This window comes from Streptomyces sp. SCA2-17 (assembly GCF_044336695.1).
In genome coordinates, this window is the sequence record NZ_CP117521.1 from 6,258,550 (window position 1) to 6,275,566 (window position 17,017).

Here is a 17,017-nt window from a genome sequence, read left to right on the forward strand (position 1 = left end):
CGCCGCTCAGCCCCTCAGCCCGGACAGCTCGTCCGGGTCGATCGTGCCGTGCCGTTTGGCGGTCTGGACGACGAGGGCGAGCAGCAGCGCGGTGACGGTCGCGCCCACGACCACGTCGGTGAGGGCGAGCGCCTGGACCACCGGGTCCACGACGGGCACGTTCGTCGGCACGTCGGAGAAGACGGGGGCGGTGGCGCCCTTGCGGTAGCCGACGGACAGCAGGAGCACGTAGGTCGAGGACTGGGTGACGGCCAGGCACCCGACGGCGTGGATCAGATTGCGGCTGGTGGCCATGCCGTGGACGCCGACGAGGAAGATCCACCCGGCGATCAGATAGGGCAGCAGGCTCATGTGGGACGGCCCTCCTCCGCATCGCCCTCGATCTCCAGCGCCTGGGCGAGGAAGTGCGCGAGCAGCACGACGACGGCCGAGGTGACCTCGATCCCGACCGCGGCGTTCAGCAGCGGCACCGTGCCGCCCGAGGAGAGGGTGTTGAACGTGCCCGGCGGAAGGACGTTGGCCAGGTACGCCGAGCCGGTGAGCAGCCCGGCCGCGCCGAGCAGCACATAGGCCGCCTCGCCCGCGCCGTCGGCCAGTTCGTACAGCCCCAGCGGCCGGAAGCGCTCCAGGGCGGGGTAGTCGACGGCGATGTACAGCAGGTGCAGGGAGGTGGCGGCGACCACGCCGCCCTGGAAGCCGCCGCCCGGGCTGAGCTGCCCGTGCGCGATCACGTAGAGGCCGATGAGCAGGGTGACCGGCAGCGTGAGGCGGCCGTAGCGGCGCAGCGCGGCCGGCACGCGGACCGGCTCCGGCGCCACGCGCTTCTCGTCGCGTGTCTGCCGCAGCAGCACGACGGTGCCCAGGACGCTGGCGAACAGGACGCTCTCCTCGCCGAGGGTGTCGAAGGCGCGCTGGTCGAAGTTGACCGAGGAGACCGTGTTCGCGGTCCGCTGCTGGAGCGCGGTGTGCACCGCCCGGTCGCCGTAGGGGTGCCACGAGCCGCCGAAACCCGGCAGCTCCGTGCAGGCCGCCGCGTACACCGCGGCCGTGGCGAGCAGCCCGGCGGCCAGGATCCACAGCCGTGCGCGGCGCGTCATTTCCGACGCCCCTTCTGCCGCACCTTGCGCACGGCCAGCAGGATCATCAGCGGGGTCACGGCCGAGCCCACGGCGAGCTGCGCGAGGCCCACGTCCGGCGCTTGCAGGACGGTGAAGAGCACGGCGAGGGCCAGGCCGAGCAGCGAGAGCACGATCGCCTGCCGGGCCGGGTCGCGCTGGAGCACGGCCATGGTGGCCGCGGCCGCGACGAGCAGCAGGGCGGCGACGACGAGCGCGTCATCCACGGCGCACCGCCCGCGAGGTGACGGTGCCTCCGGCGATCAGCAGCACGCCGATGAGGACCAGCTTGGCCGCGGCCCGGCCGGGGCCCGTGGCGATGCACATGGGCACGACGGTCGCGGGGGCGCCGATGAGGACGGCGGGGGTGAGCAGGCGCGTTCCGGGCGGCTGCTTCTCCATCTCGTCACCCAGGAGACGGGTGAAGACCAGCGTGCCGGCGGGCCCCAGCACGGCGACGACCAGGGCGAGGTCGACGTAGGAGGGCCGCCCGTAGCCCTGGGCCAGCAGGAGGAAGACCAGGCACAGCAGGAGCGTCGCCATGTTCTGGGCGACCACGCGCCGCCCGGCCGACCCGCGCGCCGCACCCCACAAGCAGGGCCCCAGACCGCCGGCGACGAGTGCGAAGGCGGCGGCCAGCCACCAGTTCACCGGGCCGCGGCCCGGCGCGCGCCGCGGGCCGCCCAGGCCGCGGGCAGGGCCGCGCCCGCCCCCACCGCGAGCTCCAGCGTGTCCGCCCGGCTGATCAGGAGGGTCCACACCGCGGTGAGCCCGGCCCACCACACGAGGACCTCCGCCACGGCAAGTGTGATGCCGCGCGCCATCCGCTCCACCTCCGCCGCTTGCGGGAACGCCCCAGTATCGGCTCGCGGGCCCGGCGATCCGGCGGACCGGCCGGGCGCGTGTCGCACGGCGCGTGTACCCCCGCTTCCGCACACCATGGGCGCGCATGTGCATGCCCGGGTCCGGCCGGGGTACTCCGGCACCAAGCGACGCGGAGGGACGCCATGGCGCCGAGCGGAACGCAGGACGGCGGCCGCAAGGAGACGCCCGAAGAGCGCGCGGACCGGCGCTGGGCCGAGCTCCTCCAGGAGGTGCGCGTCACCCAGACGGGCGTGCAGATCCTCTTCGGCTTCCTGCTGACCGTGGTCTTCACGCCGCGCTTCGCCACGCTCGACGGCACGGACCGCACCATCTACGTGGTGACCGTGATGCTGGGCGCGGCCACCACCGGCGCCCTGATCGGCCCGGTCTCCTTCCACCGGATCGTCAGCGGGCGCCGCATCAAGCCGCAGACGGTCACCTGGGCCGCCCGGCTGACGCTGGCCGGGGTCATCCTGCTGCTGTGCACCGTCACCTCGGCGCTGCTGCTGATCCTGCGCGTGGCCCTCCACAGCGCGGCCGTCCCCTGGCTGGTGGTGGCCATCGTGGCGTGGCTCGCGCTGTGCTGGTTCGGGCTGCCCGGCTGGGCACTGCACCGGTACAGGCCGAAGGACTGACCCCACACATCCGTACGAGGGATTCGGCGGACCCCGCGTTTCCCGCGGCCGGGACCGGTCACCCGTAGCACTACGGCACGGAGCACGCAGCTCCGCCGCGAGACGAGCGCCACGCCCCGGCGAAAGGGAGACCCCATGTCCACCAAGGTGTCCGACCACCTCCTGGAGCGCCTGCGCGAGTGGGGCGTCGACCGGGTGTTCGCCTACGCGGGTGACGGCATCAACGGCCTGCTGGCCGCGTGGGGCCGGGCGGACGACAACCCGCGGTTCATCCAGTCGCGGCACGAGGAGATGTCCGCGTTCGAAGCCGTGGGCTACGCGAAGTTCTCCGGCAAGGTGGGCGTGTGCGCGGCGACGTCGGGGCCGGGCGCGATCCACCTGCTCAACGGCCTCTACGACGCCAAGCTCGACCACGTGCCGGTCGTGGCGATCGTCGGGCAGACCAACCGCAGCGCGATGGGCGGCTCGTACCAGCAGGAAGTGGACCTGCTCAGCCTGTTCAAGGACGTCGCCTCCGACTTCTGCGAGATGGTGACCGTCCCCGAGCAGCTGCCGAACGTCCTCGACCGGGCCATGCGCACCGCGTACACGCGGCGCACCGTGACCGCGCTGATCATCCCCGCCGACGTGCAGGAGCTCGACTACAAGCCGCCGCAGCACGCGTTCAAGATGGTCCCCTCCAGCCTCGGCGTGGCGCCCTACGCGCCCGTGCCCGCGGACACCGAGATCACCCGGGCGGCCGAGCTGATCAACGCGGGCGAGCGGGTGGCGATCCTCGCCGGGCAGGGCGCCCGCGGCGCGCGCGCCGAGGTCGAGCAGCTCGCCGAGGTCCTCGGCGCCGGCGTGGCCAAGGCCCTGCTGGGCAAGGACGCCCTGCCCGACGACCTGCCGTACGTGACCGGCGCCATCGGGCTGCTGGGCACCCGGCCCTCCTACGAGCTGATGCGCGACTGCGACACGCTGGTCGTCGTCGGCTCCAGCTTCCCGTACACCCAGTTCCTGCCGGAGTTCGGGCAGGCGCGGGCGGTGCAGATCGACATCGACCCCTTCATGGTGGGCCTGCGCTACCCCTTCGAGATCAACCTCGTGGGCGACGCGCGGGAGACCCTCACACGGCTGCTGCCGCAGCTCAAGCCCAAGGAGCACGGCGACTGGCGGGCCGGCATCGAGAAGAACACGGCCCGCTGGTGGGAGGTGATGGAGCGGCGCGCCACGGTCTCCGCCGACCCCGTCAACCCCGAGTACGTCTTCCACGCGCTGGACCCGCTGCTGCCCGAGAACGCCATGCTGAGCGCCGACTCCGGTTCGGCCGCCAACTGGTACGCGCGCCACCTGCGGATCCGCGGCACCATGCGCGGCTCGCTGTCGGGCACCCTGGCCACGATGGGCCCCGGCGTGCCGTACGCCATCGGGGCCAAGTTCGCCCACCCCGACCGGCCCGCCATCGCCCTCGTCGGCGACGGGGCGATGCAGATGAACGGCATGGCCGAACTCATCACCGCCGCCAAGTACCACAAGGAGTGGCAGGACCCGCGGCTGGTGGTGGCCGTGCTCAACAACCAGGACCTCAACCAGGTCACGTGGGAGATGCGCGCCATGGAGGGCGCCCCGCAGTTCCTGCCCTCGCAGGCGATCCCCGACGTGCCCTACGCCGACTTCGCCCGCTCGATCGGCCTCGACGGCGTACGGGTGGAGGAGCCGGGCGAAGTCGTCGCCGCCTGGCAGCGGGCCCTCGCCGCCGACCGGCCCTTCGTCATCGACTTCCGCACCGACCCGGCCGTACCGCCCATCCCGCCGCACGCGACCCTCGACCAGATCGAGGCCGCGGCCGCCTCCGTCCTCAAGGGCGACAGCGACCGCGCCGCCGTCGTCCGCCAGGGACTGAAGGCGAAGTTGCAGGACATGCTGCCCGGTGGCCGCAAGCGCCACGGGCACGGGGAAGGCGGCGGCGGATGAGCACGCGGCCGCGACGCCGGGGACGGGGCCGGGCGGCGGGCCCCGCGCCCTACGCCCTCGACCGCATGGTGCGCAACGTCCGCCACGGCAGGTTCGAGCGCACCTTGTCCCTGCTGACGGCCGCGGGCTCCCTCGTCACGGCCGCGGAGATCTACCTGGAGCACGACCGCGCCAGCTTCGGCAACCGCGTGATGTGGTGGCCCGTGCTGCTCGGGCCCGTCGGCGCGGCCGCGGGCATCGCCGGGTTCGCCAGCGAGCGCATGGCCAAGACTGCCCTGCCGTTGGCCTCGGCGGCCATCGCCGCCAACGGCCTGCAAGGCACGTACCTGCACGTGCGCGGCATCGCCCAGAAGCCCGGCGGCTGGGCGATGGCCCGCTACAACGTCGAGCTGGGACCGCCGCTGTTCGCGCCGCTCCTGGTCACGATGGTCGGCGGCATGGGCCTGCTGGCGGCCCTGCTCCGCAGGGAGCGGTGACGGTGACGACACCCGGGCGGCACGACCCCAGGTTCCCCGGGCACGACGTGCTCGCCCAGGCCGGCACGTGGGACGCGGCGACGTCAGGCGTCGTCCTCTCCCGCACGGCCGTCCAGCCGGACCTGCGGTTCTTCACCCTCACCGAAGAGGCCGCGGCCCGCCCGCTCTTCGACCACCTGCTGGCGCAGTGGGACGAACCCCGGGTGCCGGTCCTCCAGATGGTCGACGCCCGCCTCGCCGAGATGCAGACCGACGGCTGGCGGTACGCCGACATGCCCGAGGACGACGTGGCGTGGCGGCGCTCCCTGGCCGGCCTCGACGAGGACGCCCGCGCCCAGCACGGCGCGCCGTTCGGCGCCCTCGCGCGCGAACGGCAGGCCGCGCTCGTCCAGGCCGTGCGCGACACGGGCTCCGCGCGGTGGCACGAGATGCCGGCCGCGCACGTGTGGGGCCTGTGGACGCGGTACACCGCGACGGCGTTCTACTCCCACCCGTGGTCCTGGAACGAAATCGGCTTCGGCGGCCCGGCGTACCCGCGGGGGTACGTGAGGCTGGGCGTAGACCAGAGGGAACGCTGGGAGGCCCGGGACCAGCACCCGGTGGATCCGGTGGCGCGCAACCGGGGCTCCGCCCCGGACCCCGGTCCTCAAACGCCGGACGGGCTGGATCATTCCCGGGCCGCACCCGGAAACGCGACCCTTCGGGGCCCCGCGGCAGCGACCCGCGCCGCAGCCGCCACCCTGCGGCTGACCGTGTCACCGACGAGCCGCGTCCGCGACCGCAACGCCTCCGCGTGGCTGCTCCCCCGCGGGGACACCCGGTTCGACCAGTCCCTCGTCCGCGGCATGCGCCGCCACAACGACGACGACGAGGTAGACCTCGTCGTCATCGGCTGCGGAGCCGGCGGCGCCACCCTCACCCAGCGCATGGCCCGCCACGGCTGGTCCGTGGTGTGCCTGGAGGCCGGCCCGTTCTGGAACCCGGACACCGACTGGGTCAGCGACGAGGCCGGCTCGCACCACCTGTACTGGACGGACCCGCGCGTCATCTCCGGCACCGACCCCGTCCCGCTGGGCGCCAACAACTCCGGCCGCGGCGTGGGCGGTTCGACCACGCACTTCGCCGGCTACACCCCCCGCTTCCACCCCTCGGACTTCTCGACGCTCACCGGCGACGGCGTCGGCGCCGACTGGCCGCTGCGCTACGCGGACCTGCGCGCTTCGTACGAGCGGATCGAGCAGGAGCTGCCCGTCGCCGGCCAGTACTGGCCCTGGGGCGACCCGCACCCGTACCCGCACGCGCCGCACCCCGTCGGCGGCAACGGCGAGGTGTTCCTGCGCGGTGCCGCCGCGCTGGGCATCGGGGCGCGCGTGGGCCCGGTCGCCATCACCAACGGCCGCTTCGGCAACCGCCCGCACTGCGTCTACCGCGGCTTCTGCCTGCAGGGCTGCAAGGTCAACGCCAAGGCGTCCACCCTCATCACGCACGTGCCCGACGCGCTGGCCCACGGCGCGGAGATCCGCGCCGACTGCATGGTGACGGGCATCGAGCTCGACGCCCAGGGCCGCCTGGCCACCGGCGTCCGGTATCTGCGCGAGGGCAGGGAGCGCTTCCAGCGCGCCCGGACGGTCGCCGTCGCCGGCTACTCCATCGAGACGCCCCGGCTGCTGCTGAACTCCGCGTGCCGCCGCTTCCCCGAGGGGCTGTGCAACGACTTCGACCTCGTCGGACGGTACGTCATGGTGCAGGGCGCGCCGCAGACCTCCGGCCGGTTCACCGAGGAGGTGCGGGCCTACAAGGCGCCGCCCCCGGAGGTGTCCTCGGAGGACTTCTACGAGACCGACCCCGCCAAGCCGTACAAGCGCGGCTTCTCCCTCCAGACCGTCTCCCCGCTGCCCGTCGTCTGGGCGGAGCACGTGGCGGCCCAGGGCCACTGGGGCGAGGACCTGCGCACGTACATGAGCGACTACGTGCACTGGGCGACCCTGGGCGCGCTGTGCGAACTGCTGCCCCTGCCCGACAACCGCGTCACCCTGTCGCAGGAGAAGGACCGCTACGGCCTGCCCGTCGCCCACTTCTCGTACGGTCAGTGCGACAACGACCGCATGCTCATCCGCGCCGCGCGCACCGTCATGGAGGACATCCTGCGCGCGGCGGGCGCCACCGAGGTGATCACCATCAACCGGTACGCGCACCTCGTCGGCGGCTGCCGGATGGCCGCGGGCCCCGGGAGCGGCGTCGTGGACGCCGACCTGCGCACCTTCGCCGTGCCCAACTTGCTGGTCACCGACGGCAGCGTGCTGCCCACCCAGGGCAGCGCCAACCCGGCCCTGACCATCATGGCGCTCGTCGACCGCGCCGCCGGCCGGCTGGCGGCCGGGGCGCGCAGCGGCCTGCGCGCACCCGCGGGAGCATCCCGGTGACCGGGCCGGCCCCGGACGGCCCGCTCGTCGAGGGCGTGACGGCCGCCGTCTACACGGTCCCCACCGACGCGCCCGAGGCGGACGGCACCCTGAGCTGGAACGCCACGACCCTGGTGCTCGCCTCGGTGCACTCCGGCGACACCACCGGCACCGGCTGGACCTACGGCTCCCCGGCCACCGCCGACGTGATCACCGGGCAGCTCGCGGACGTCGTCGCCGGGCGCCGCGCCTTCGACGTGCCGGCGGCCAACGAGGCGATGAGCCGCGCCGTGCGCAACACCGGCCGGCCGGGCCTCGTCGCCGGCGCCGTCTCGGCCGTCGACATCGCCCTGTGGGACCTCAAGGCCCGGCTGCTCGGCCTGCCCCTCGTCCAGTTGCTGGGCGCGTGCCGCACCGACGTGCCCGTCTACGGCAGCGGCGGCTTCACCACCTACGACGACGCGCACCAGGACCGCCAGCTGCGCCACTGGACCGAAGAGCTCGGCATCCCCCGCGTCAAGATCAAGATCGGGGAGGCGTGGGGCGCCGCGGAGGACCGGGACCGCTACCGCGTCGCCCACGCCCGCCGCAGCATCGGCGACCGCGTGGAGCTCTACACCGACGCCAACGGCGCCTACACCGGCAAGCAGGCCGCGCGGCTGGCCCGGCACCTCGACGGCCACGGCGTCGTCTGGTTCGAGGAACCCGTCTCCTCCGACGACCTCACCGGCCTCGCCCGGCTGCGCGACACGGTCCTGCCTGACGTCGCCGCGGGGGAGTACGGCTACAGCCTCTCCTACTTCGGCAGCATGCTGCGGGCCGGCGCCGTCGACTGCCTCCAGGCCGACGCCACCCGCTGCGGCGGCATCACCGTCTGGCTGCGGGCCGCCGCCCTCGCCGAGGCGGCCGGGATCGAGATCTCCGCGCACTGCGCCCCGCACGTCCACGCCCACGCGGCGGCCGCCGTGCCCAACCTGCGCCACCTGGAGTGGTTCCACGACCACACCAGGATCGAGTCGCTCTTCTTCGCGGGAGCCCTCGACCCGGGCGGCGGGTCCGTGCGCCCCGGCGAGGAGGGCACACCGGGCCACGGGCTCGTGCTGCTCGCCGGCCGCGCCGAACCGTACCGGGTCCGCTGACCGCACCGGCCGCCGCCTCCCAGGGACCCGAGGGAAGGAGCCCCATGAGCCAGACCGTCGTCATCACCGGCGCCAGCGCGGGAATCGGCCGCGCCACGGCCCGCATGTTCGCCCGCAAGGGCGCCCGCGTGGCGCTGCTGGCCCGGGGCGAGGCCGGGCTGAAGGCCGCCGCGGCCGACGTCACCCGGCTGGGCGGCAAGGCCCTCGTGCTGCCCACCGACGTGGCCGACCCCGCGCAGGTGGAGGCCGCGGCGAGCGCCGCCGAGGAGGCGTTCGGGCCGATCGACGTCTGGGTCAACGCGGCCTTCACCTCCGTCTTCGCCCCCTTCACCCGCATCACGCCCGAGGAGTACGAGCGCGTCACCGCCGTCACCTACCTCGGCTGCGTCAACGGCACCCGGGCCGCCCTGCGCCGCATGCTCCCGCGCGACGCCGGCACCGTCGTCCAGGTCGGCTCCGCGCTCGGCTACCGGTCCGTACCCCTGCAATCCGCCTACTGCGGCGCCAAGCACGCCGTCAACGGCTTCACCTCCGCCGTACGGACCGAGCTGCTCGCCCGGCACAGCCGCGTCCGCGTGACGGTCGTGCAGATGCCCGCGGTCAACACCCCGCAGTTCTCCTGGGTCCTGTCCAGGCTCCCCAACCACCCCCAGCCCGTCCCGCCGATCTACCAGCCCGAGGTCGCCGCCCGCGCCGTCGTGCACGCCGCACGGCACCCCCGGCGCAAGCAGTACTACGTCGGCGCCTCGACCCTCGCCACGATCCTGGCCGACAAGGCCGCCCCCGCCCTGCTGGACCGCTACCTGGCCCGGACCGGCATCTCCTCCCAGCAGACCGACGAGCAGGCGCGCGCCGACCGGCCGCACAACCTCTGGCATCCGGTGGACGACGCCGGCGGAGGCGACTTCGGCGCGCACGGTGCCTTCGACGAGCGGTCCCACGCGCACGCCCCGCAGGCGGCCCTGGCCCGGCACCCCGCGGTGCTCCCGGCCGCCGCCCTGCTCGCCGCGGGCGCGGCGGCCCGTGCGGCCCTGCGCAGGCGCCGGGGCGGACGGTCAGCCCGCGGTGCGTGAAGGCCCGGAGGCCGGATGTTTTCCCCCGGGTGTTTCCGCCCTGCCGCAGTGGATACCCGGCGTCCGAAGCCCCGCCCTCCAGGAGGACACCCCCGATGACGGAATACGGCTACTTCCTGTCCACCGAGGAACACGGCCCCGCCGACCTGGTCGAACAGGCCCGCATGGCCGAGCAGGCGGGCTTCACCTCCCTGTGGATCTCCGACCACTACCATCCGTGGAACTCCGAACAGGGCCAGAGCCCCTTCGTCTGGTCGGTGATCGGCGCGCTCTCGCAGGCCACCTCGCTGCCCGTACGGACCGCCGTCACCTGCCCGATCATCCGCATGCACCCGGCCGTCGTCGCCCAGGCGGCCGCCACCGCCGCCGTCCAGCTCGACGGGCGCTTCCGGCTGGGCGTGGGCAGCGGGGAGGCGCTCAACGAACACATCCTCGGCGGCGCCTGGCCGCAGGCCGCCGTACGGCTGGAGATGCTGCAAGAGGCCGTCCAGGTGATGCGGATGCTCTTCGAGGGCGGCGAGGTCAGCCACCACGGCAAGCACTACACCGTCGAGAACGCCCGGCTCTACACGGTCCCGGACGAGCCCGTGCCCATCGACGTCTCGGCGTTCGGGCCGGCCGCGACCGAGCTGGCCGGGCGCATCGGCGACGGCTTCCTCACCATGGCCCCCGACGCCGAGGCGGTCGACCGCTTCCGGCGCAGCGGGGGCGGGACCAAGCCCGCGCACGGCGGGCTCAAGGTGTGCTGGGGCACCGACCGCGAGGAGGCCGTCCGCACCGCGCACCGGCTGTGGGCCACCGAGCAGCTCCCCGGCGAGCTGGCGCAGGTCCTCCCCACCCCCCGCCACTTCGAACAGGCGAGTGAGCTCGTTCCGGAGGAGCGGGTCGCCTCCGCGGTGACCTGCGGGGACGACCTGGACGCCCACCTGGCCGCGGTCGGCGCCTACGCCGACGCCGGGTTCGACACCGTCTACATCAACCAGATAGGCCCCGACCAGCGGGGCTTCTTCGACTTCTACCGCAGCAAGGTGCTGCCGCAGCTGCCGGACTGATGGACCACGACCACTGACAGAAAGGGCGCTTGATGACCATGCGGATCGCATTCCTGGCGGCACCGGAGGGTGTCGAGCAGGTCGAGCTGACAGACCCCTGGCAGGCCGTCATGGACGCCGCCGGAGCGCCGCGGCTGGTGTCCACGAAGACCGGCCGCATCCAGGCGTACCACCACCTCGACAAGGCCGACACGTTCGCCGTCGACGAGGACGTGGACACCGCGCGCGCCGGCGACTTCGACGGCCTGGTCCTGCCCGGCGGCGTCGCCAACCCCGACTTCCTGCGCATGGACGACCGCGCCGTCGCCTTCGTCAAGGCCTTCTTCGACGCCGGCAAGCCCGTCGCCGCGATCTGCCACGCCCCCTGGACCCTCGTCGAGGCGGACGTCGTGCGCGGCCGCACGCTCACCTCCTGGCCGAGTCTGCGCACCGACATCCGCAACGCGGGCGGCACCTGGGTGGACGAGGAGGCCCAGGTCTGCACCGCGGGCCCCAACACGCTGGTCACCAGCCGGAAACCGGCCGATCTCAAGGCCTTCTGCACCGCCGCCCTCGCCGAGTTCCGCAAGGCCGCGGGGGCCTGATGCCCGGTCCGGGGCCGGAGGCCTACGACGCGCGCCCCTTCGTACCGGAGAAGGCCGACCTGCGCCGCCTGCGGGAGGCCGCGGCCGGCTGCCGGGGCTGCCCGCTCTACCGCGACGCCACGCAGACCGTCTTCGGCACCGGCGAGGCCTCCGCCCGCGTGGTGCTCGTCGGGGAACAGCCGGGCGACCAGGAGGACCGGCAGGGAGAGCCGTTCGTCGGCCCCGCCGGAGGCGTCCTGAAGCGGGCGCTCGCGGAGGCCGGCATCGACCCCGCCGAGGCCTACGTCACCAACGCCGTCAAACACTTCAAGTTCGAGCGGCAGGAGCGCGGCAAGCGCCGCATCCACAAGACCCCCGGCCTCCGCGAGATCAGCGCCTGCCGGCCCTGGCTCGCCTCCGAACTGCGGCTGATCGACCCGGAAGTGGTCGTCGCCCTCGGCGCCACGGCCGGCAAGTCCCTGCTCGGCCCGTCGTTCCGCGTCACGCAGGAGCGCGGCGTCCCGCTCGCGCTGCCCGCGCCCGACGGCACCGGAGACGGGGAACGGGAGGAGGGAGCGGGCGCGCTCGTGGCCACCATCCACCCATCCGCGGTGCTGCGCGCGGACGCCGCGGCCCGCGCCGAGGCCTACGCGGGCCTGGTCTCCGACCTCGGCGTCGCGGCCCGGCTGCTGCGCGGAGGGAGCGGGTGAGCCCACGCGTTTTCCTGCGCGGGAGCGGACTCGCGCGACATGCTGAGTGCATGTCCGATCACAGCGAGCGAGTGCCGGGGTACCGGCAGATCAGGATGGCCGCGCCCGACGCCCCGGTCGCCGCCTTGGCGGACGAGGAAGCGTGGCTGGCGCGCGACGCGTACCCCGAGATCCTCGGCGCCGGCGGGCCCGTCTTCGGCGTGGCCCGCGAGCGCGAGGAAGGCGGCTGGGAGATGCTCACCCGCTTCGCCGACCCCGCGCCGCAGGACTCCCGCGACACGATGGCGGCCCTCTTCCGCCGTGCCGCCCGCGACGCGGAGGCCTCGGGCGATGCGGGGGCCTCCGGCGACGCCGCCGCCCGCGAGGAGTTGCTCACTGCTGCCGGACGGCTCGACTGGGAGGCCGTCGACGAGATGACCGTGCGGGGCGTCCGCCACCGCGTCGTGCGCGCCGAGCAGTTCATCCGGACGGGCCCCGACGGGCCCGAGCCGCCGCGCCCCTCCGACCCCGACCCGGCCCCGGCCGGCCGCTCCCACGAAGTGCCCGACCCCGTCCAGGGAATGGTCCTCGACACCCTCACGGCCACGGGCCTGTCCGAGGGCATCCTCAAGGTCGAGCTGCTGTCCCTCGTCCGCGGCCCGGACGGCACGCCCGCCGACGTGCGGGCCGACTCCCTGCGGGCCGCGGCCACCCACCCGGGCGGCGTGCTGCTCCCCGCCGGCTACATGATCGCGGAGCGGTCCGGCGACGGCGGGTGGGAGCCCGTGACCGGCGGCTGCCACACCCCCCAGAGCGCGCGCGACTCCCTCGCCCTGGACCTGCGGGTGATGGCGCCGGTGCTGCGCAGGCTGGACGAGGCCGAGCGCGAGGAGTACGCGCGGGCCGCGGACCGGCTCGACGCGGAGCGCGGCTCCGAGGCCGAGGTGGCCGGGCGGCGCTTCCGCGTGGTGCGCATCGAGCGCCTCGTGCGCGTCGGGCCGGACGGCCCGGAGGGCCCGCGCCCCTCCGACCACGACCCGCAGCCGCCCGTCAAGGTGCACGACCAGCAGCTGCGCGAGCAGGGACTGATCCCCGACGGCGACGTCGAGGAGGACGGCGAGGACGAGGAACCCTGCCCGGAGGTCCGGGAGATGATGGTCCTCGCCGAGAAGGAACGGGAGCGCAGACGGCGCATCGAAGAGGCGGGATAGTGCAGGATACGGCGGGGCCCGGCGGCGCGGGGCCCGGCCTTTCGTGCCTAAACTGGTGACGTGCAGAGGGGGGTTGGCAGAGGATGAGTGAAGAGAGGGACGGTCCGGACCGGCGCCGCCTCACGGTGGCGCAGAAGCTCGACCACCTGCTCAAGAGGCGCGCCGGGCCCAGTGACAACGGCAAGCCGTCCTACAAGAAGATGGCCGCGGAGATCGCCGCCCAGTCGGGCGAGACCTTCTCCAGCGTGTATCTGTGGCAGCTGCACCGCGGCGAGCGGACGAACCCGACGCTGCGCCACCTGTGCGCGCTCGCCGCGTACTTCGACGTGCCCGTCTCCTACTTCACCGAGGACGACGTGGCCCGGCGCATGATCGACGAGGAGGTCCTGGCCGGCCGCGAGCTGGACCAGGCCATGGCGGACGCCGGGGTGAGCGCGGTCTACCTGCGCGGCGACCTCGCGGCGCTCTCCCCCGAGGGGAAGCGGATGGCCGCCAACATGATCCGCCAGCTCCGGGAGCTGGAACAGGGCACGCGGCAGCCCTAGCGCGCCCCTGGCCGCCCCCCACGGCCGAGCCCCCCACCGGCCGGAGCCTGCCCAGGCCCTCCGCCTCGCCCCCCCCGAGGCCGGCTTTCCCACGAGGCACGGACGCCGCACGGTAAGCGGCGTCCGTGGCTCCGTTATGCCGGTTGAAATGCCCCAACTCTCAAGTTAGGGTCACCTCTTGTGACGCCATAAGCTACGGTGAACCAACTATTGGTCAGCTTGTTCATACGAGTTAACGTCTTCGACTTCACGGTCCGGCCTCCTGAGACACATCACTACCCACGGCACCACGGAGGCAAAGACCGGGCCGGTCAACGGGGGGACCCGGGGGAGTGGCATGCAGCTCCGGGACGGCCCCGCCGCCTTACGGGGAGGGCACGCGCGTGCACGACATCCTGAAAGCCGCCGGCGCCGGCCGCGGCCAGAGCATCCTCATCGAAGGCACGGCCGGCATGGGGCGCACCAGGCTCCTGCGCCACGCCATGGACCAGGCCGGCGAACACGGCCTCCACCTGCTCTCGGCGCGGGCCCGCGCCTCCGAGCAGGACGTCGAGTACAGCATCGCGCAGCAGCTCATGGCGGGCGCCCGGACCCTCCTGGGCGACGCCCTCCCGGGGCCGGACGGCCCCGCCGCGCCGCCGGACCCCTGGGAAGCGCGCTTCACCTGCCCGGCCCCCTACGCCGCGCACCCCTCGCCCGGCGCGGCGGCCGTCCACCCGCTCGCCCGGCTGCTGTCCACCGGCACCCCGCTGATGCTGGCCGTCGACGACCTCCAGTGGGCCGACACCGCGTCCCTGCGCTGCCTCGGCTACCTGATGGCCCGTCTGGAGAACACCCCGGTCGCGGTCGTCGCCACCGTCGCCCTCGGCGAGACCCCCGGCGACCCCGTCCTGGCCGAGGTGCTCTCCTCCTTCCGCCACCGCACGCTGTTAAGGGGCCTCTCCGCCGAGGACACCGCGCGCATCGCCGCCGACGCCTTCGCCGCCCCAGGACTGGCCCCCGGGCCCGGCCCCGACACGACCGACGCCGCCCCCGACCCCCGCTTCGTGGAAGCGTGCCGCACCGCCACCGGCGGCAGCCCGTACCTCCTCGAAGCGCTCTTCCGCGTGATGCGCCTGCACGGCCTGCGCCCCGACGCCGAGGCCGTGGACCGCATCGGTGACCTCGCCCCGGTGGAGGTGGCCGACACGCTCCTGCCGCGCTACGACCGGGCCTACCCCGGCGCCGCGGCGGTGCTCCAGGCCATCGCCGTCCTGGACGGCTCCGCCACCACCGCCATGACCGCCCGGCTGCTCGGCCTGGACCCGCTCGGCGCGGCCGACGTCGTCGACGCCCTCGTCCGGGCCGGTGCCCTCACCGGGGAGGGCAGCGTCGTCCGCTTCGCCCGGCCCGTCCTGCGCACCGCCGTCCTGGCCCGCGTCCCGCCCAGCCGCCGCGACGCCCTGCACGCCCGCGCCGCCCAGCTCCTCCACGAGTCCGGCGCCCCCGCCGAGCGCGTCGCCGCCCAGCTCCTGCGCGTGCGCAGCACCCTCGGCCTGCACTGGACCTGCACCGTCCTCTCCACGGCGGCCGGCGAGGTCATCCAGCGCGGCGACCCCGACCAGGCCCGCGCCTACCTCCACCGCGGCCTGGAGGAGTGCGAGGGAGCGTGCCGCGGCAAGCTCCTGCGCGCCCTCGGCCGGATCGAGCTCGCCGCCGACCCCGCGGCCGCCGTGGAACACCTGCGGCGCGCCCTCGCCCTCGAACCCGACGCCGCCTGCCGCGCCGACATCCGGCTGTGCACCGCCCACGCCCTGCAACTCCTGGGCCGCCCCGAGGAGGCCGAGCGCGTCCTCCTGGAAGGCGTGGCCGAGGCCCGCGGCGCCGAGGAGGACGCGGCGGACGCCCTGCGGGCCGAGCGCTGCCTGCTGCGCGAACTGAACCACGCAGTCGACGCGGCGGTCGAGGAGGACTGCGCCGGGGCCGCCGAACCGCTGCCCCCGGCGGCGACGGCGACCCCCGGCGAGCGCCACACCCGGCTCAGCCTCGCGGCCCTGCGCTCCTCGCGCCGCGGCGAGGAGCGCGACCGCGCCGTCCACCAGGCCCGCCAGGCGCTCCAGGAGGAGCACGTCAGCCTCGACTGGCGCATCGCGACCCGCACGGTGCCCCTGCAAGTGCTCGCCCGCGCCGACGAGCTGGACCTCGCCCTGTCCGAGTGCCGCGCGCTGCTGGACCGCGCGCGGGCCGAGGGGTCGCGGACGCTGCTCACCATCGCCCACAGCATGCGCGCCGAAGTGCGCTACCGCTCGGGGGACATCACCGGCTGCCTGGAGGACGCGCGCGCGGCCCTGGAGCCGGCCGGGTCCTCGCCGTCGGGGCACTGGAGCCGCACGGGTCAGGCGATGGCGGCGGTCGTCGCCTCGCTGCTGGAGACCGGCGAGCTGCGGGAGGCCAACCGGGCGCTGAGCGACTTCGGCCTGGACGCCGACGTGCCGGAGGGCGCCGGCTTCGCGGCGCTGCTCTTCCACCGCGGCCGGCTCCGCGTGGCCTGCGGGCATCCGCAGGCCGGCCTGGCCGACCTGATGGAGTGCGGCCGCCGGCTCGGCGCCGCCGGGCAGCTCAACCCGTCCGTGCTGTCCTGGCGTTCGGAGGCGGCCCTCGTCCACGCGGGGCTCGGCGAGCGCGAGACCGCGCTCGCCCTCGTGGAGGAGGAGCTGGCCCGGGCGCGCCGGTGGGGAGGCCGCCGGGCGACCGGCCGGGCCCTGCGGGCGGCCGGGCTGCTGGCCAAGGGCCTGGGCGGCGAGGAGGCGCTGCGGGAGGCCGTCGAGGTGCTGGAGGAGTCCGCGGCCCGGCTGGACCTGGCCCGGGCGCTGACCGACCTCGGCATCCTGATGCGCAAGTCCAGCCGGCTCGGCGAGGCGCGCGAGCACCTGCGGCGCGCGCAGTCCCTGGCCGAGCAGTGCGGTGCGGCCGTGCTGGCCCAGACGGCCCGTCAGGAGTTGCTGGCGGCCGGGGCCCGGCCGCGGCGCCCGACCGAGGTGGGCATCGACGCCCTCACCCCGACCGAGCGCCGCGTCGCGCTCATGGCGGTGGCCAAGTTCACCAACCGGGAGATCGCGGCCAAGATGTTCGTCACCCAGCGCACGGTCGAGCTGCACCTGAGCCGCGTCTACCGCAAGCTGGCCGTGACGGGCCGCTCCGGCCTCGCGGAGTACTTCGCACGGCCCGAGAGCGGCTCCGCGGGCGCCGACCTGCCGGAGTGCGCCGCGCAGCCCGCCGCCTGGTCCGGCGCCCGCGCCGGGTGAGGGCCCGGGGCGG

General features: G+C 74.7%; 17 protein-coding genes. 12 read left to right on the forward strand and 5 right to left on the reverse strand.

Annotated elements, in window-relative coordinates; all coding sequences use genetic code 11:
- Positions 1 to 6: 6 nt before the first annotated feature.
- Genes PS271_RS27790 through PS271_RS27810 form a run of 5 tightly spaced genes read right to left on the reverse strand, consistent with a single transcriptional unit; the run spans position 7 to position 1,939 of the window.
- Positions 7 to 351 (reverse strand): sodium:proton antiporter, encoded by a 345-nt coding sequence (locus PS271_RS27790; RefSeq protein WP_398385631.1) that lies wholly within the window; start codon positions 349 to 351, stop codon positions 7 to 9.
- On the reverse strand, positions 348 to 1,097 hold the full coding sequence (locus PS271_RS27795; RefSeq protein ID WP_398385633.1) for an MnhB domain-containing protein: 750 nt from the start codon (positions 1,095 to 1,097) through the stop codon (positions 348 to 350). The genes PS271_RS27790 and PS271_RS27795 overlap by 4 nt, the downstream gene beginning before the upstream one ends.
- A complete protein-coding gene (locus PS271_RS27800; RefSeq protein ID WP_398385634.1) occupies positions 1,094 to 1,342 on the reverse strand; it encodes a Na(+)/H(+) antiporter subunit B in 249 nt (82 codons plus the stop codon). Before PS271_RS27800 ends, PS271_RS27795 begins: the two co-directional genes overlap by 4 nt.
- Positions 1,335 to 1,766 carry an MrpF/PhaF family protein gene (locus PS271_RS27805; RefSeq protein ID WP_398385635.1) on the reverse strand — a complete coding sequence of 144 codons (432 nt, stop codon included), beginning with the start codon at positions 1,764 to 1,766 and terminating at the stop codon, positions 1,335 to 1,337. The genes PS271_RS27800 and PS271_RS27805 overlap by 8 nt, the downstream gene beginning before the upstream one ends.
- Positions 1,763 to 1,939 carry a hypothetical protein gene (locus PS271_RS27810; RefSeq protein ID WP_398385637.1) on the reverse strand — a complete coding sequence of 59 codons (177 nt, stop codon included), beginning with the start codon at positions 1,937 to 1,939 and terminating at the stop codon, positions 1,763 to 1,765. The genes PS271_RS27805 and PS271_RS27810 overlap by 4 nt, the downstream gene beginning before the upstream one ends.
- 183 nt (positions 1,940 to 2,122) lie before the next feature.
- Between PS271_RS27810 and PS271_RS27815 the strand changes: the two genes are divergently transcribed.
- The 12 genes from PS271_RS27815 to PS271_RS27870 all read left to right on the forward strand — a co-directional run bounded on the left by PS271_RS27815 (position 2,123) and on the right by PS271_RS27870 (position 17,004).
- Complete coding sequence (locus PS271_RS27815; RefSeq protein WP_398385638.1) at positions 2,123 to 2,614, forward strand: DUF6328 family protein; 492 nt, start codon at positions 2,123 to 2,125, stop codon at positions 2,612 to 2,614.
- A gap of 135 nt (positions 2,615 to 2,749) precedes the next feature.
- Positions 2,750 to 4,570 (forward strand): thiamine pyrophosphate-requiring protein, encoded by a 1,821-nt coding sequence (locus PS271_RS27820; RefSeq protein WP_398385639.1) that lies wholly within the window; start codon positions 2,750 to 2,752, stop codon positions 4,568 to 4,570.
- Positions 4,567 to 5,046 (forward strand): hypothetical protein, encoded by a 480-nt coding sequence (locus tag PS271_RS27825; protein ID WP_398385641.1) that lies wholly within the window; start codon positions 4,567 to 4,569, stop codon positions 5,044 to 5,046. Before PS271_RS27820 ends, PS271_RS27825 begins: the two co-directional genes overlap by 4 nt.
- Before the next feature lie 2 nt (positions 5,047 to 5,048).
- Positions 5,049 to 7,469 (forward strand): GMC family oxidoreductase, encoded by a 2,421-nt coding sequence (locus PS271_RS27830; protein WP_398385642.1) that lies wholly within the window; start codon positions 5,049 to 5,051, stop codon positions 7,467 to 7,469.
- Positions 7,466 to 8,587 carry an enolase C-terminal domain-like protein gene (locus PS271_RS27835; protein ID WP_398385643.1) on the forward strand — a complete coding sequence of 374 codons (1,122 nt, stop codon included), beginning with the start codon at positions 7,466 to 7,468 and terminating at the stop codon, positions 8,585 to 8,587. The genes PS271_RS27830 and PS271_RS27835 overlap by 4 nt, the downstream gene beginning before the upstream one ends.
- Positions 8,588 to 8,631: 44 nt before the next feature.
- Positions 8,632 to 9,660 carry an SDR family oxidoreductase gene (locus PS271_RS27840; RefSeq protein WP_398385645.1) on the forward strand — a complete coding sequence of 343 codons (1,029 nt, stop codon included), beginning with the start codon at positions 8,632 to 8,634 and terminating at the stop codon, positions 9,658 to 9,660.
- Positions 9,661 to 9,755: 95 nt separating this feature from the next.
- Positions 9,756 to 10,712 (forward strand): TIGR03557 family F420-dependent LLM class oxidoreductase, encoded by a 957-nt coding sequence (locus PS271_RS27845; protein ID WP_398385647.1) that lies wholly within the window; start codon positions 9,756 to 9,758, stop codon positions 10,710 to 10,712.
- 38 nt (positions 10,713 to 10,750) lie between these two features.
- Entirely contained in the window at positions 10,751 to 11,296 is a 546-nt protein-coding gene (locus tag PS271_RS27850; protein ID WP_398385648.1) for a type 1 glutamine amidotransferase domain-containing protein, read from the forward strand.
- Entirely contained in the window at positions 11,296 to 11,985 is a 690-nt protein-coding gene (locus PS271_RS27855) for a UdgX family uracil-DNA binding protein (protein WP_398385650.1), read from the forward strand. Before PS271_RS27850 ends, PS271_RS27855 begins: the two co-directional genes overlap by 1 nt.
- Positions 11,986 to 12,035: 50 nt before the next feature.
- Positions 12,036 to 13,175 (forward strand): DUF5954 family protein, encoded by a 1,140-nt coding sequence (locus PS271_RS27860; protein ID WP_398385652.1) that lies wholly within the window; start codon positions 12,036 to 12,038, stop codon positions 13,173 to 13,175.
- Between the two features lie 83 nt (positions 13,176 to 13,258).
- Positions 13,259 to 13,720: an XRE family transcriptional regulator gene (locus tag PS271_RS27865; protein WP_398385653.1), complete on the forward strand. Its 462-nt coding sequence runs from the start codon at positions 13,259 to 13,261 to the stop codon at positions 13,718 to 13,720.
- A gap of 383 nt (positions 13,721 to 14,103) precedes the next feature.
- Positions 14,104 to 17,004 carry an AAA family ATPase gene (locus PS271_RS27870; protein ID WP_398385655.1) on the forward strand — a complete coding sequence of 967 codons (2,901 nt, stop codon included), beginning with the start codon at positions 14,104 to 14,106 and terminating at the stop codon, positions 17,002 to 17,004.
- Positions 17,005 to 17,017: the final 13 nt, after the last annotated feature.

Excerpts from the sequence above, each read along its gene's own strand:
- PS271_RS27790 (WP_398385631.1), bottom strand. The coding sequence starts at position 351 with ATGAGCCTGCTGCCCTATCTGATCGCCGGGTGGATCTTCCTCGTCGGC.
- PS271_RS27795 (WP_398385633.1), bottom strand. The coding sequence starts at position 1,097 with ATGACGCGCCGCGCACGGCTGTGGATCCTGGCCGCCGGGCTGCTCGCC.
- PS271_RS27810 (WP_398385637.1), bottom strand. The coding sequence starts at position 1,939 with ATGGCGCGCGGCATCACACTTGCCGTGGCGGAGGTCCTCGTGTGGTGG.
- PS271_RS27815 (WP_398385638.1), top strand. The coding sequence starts at position 2,123 with ATGGCGCCGAGCGGAACGCAGGACGGCGGCCGCAAGGAGACGCCCGAA.
- PS271_RS27820 (WP_398385639.1), top strand. The coding sequence starts at position 2,750 with ATGTCCACCAAGGTGTCCGACCACCTCCTGGAGCGCCTGCGCGAGTGG.
- PS271_RS27825 (WP_398385641.1), top strand. The coding sequence starts at position 4,567 with ATGAGCACGCGGCCGCGACGCCGGGGACGGGGCCGGGCGGCGGGCCCC.
- PS271_RS27840 (WP_398385645.1), top strand. The coding sequence starts at position 8,632 with ATGAGCCAGACCGTCGTCATCACCGGCGCCAGCGCGGGAATCGGCCGC.
- PS271_RS27845 (WP_398385647.1), top strand. The coding sequence starts at position 9,756 with ATGACGGAATACGGCTACTTCCTGTCCACCGAGGAACACGGCCCCGCC.
- PS271_RS27850 (WP_398385648.1), top strand. The coding sequence starts at position 10,751 with ATGCGGATCGCATTCCTGGCGGCACCGGAGGGTGTCGAGCAGGTCGAG.
- PS271_RS27855 (WP_398385650.1), top strand. The coding sequence starts at position 11,296 with ATGCCCGGTCCGGGGCCGGAGGCCTACGACGCGCGCCCCTTCGTACCG.
- PS271_RS27860 (WP_398385652.1), top strand. The coding sequence starts at position 12,036 with ATGTCCGATCACAGCGAGCGAGTGCCGGGGTACCGGCAGATCAGGATG.
- PS271_RS27865 (WP_398385653.1), top strand. The coding sequence starts at position 13,259 with ATGAGTGAAGAGAGGGACGGTCCGGACCGGCGCCGCCTCACGGTGGCG.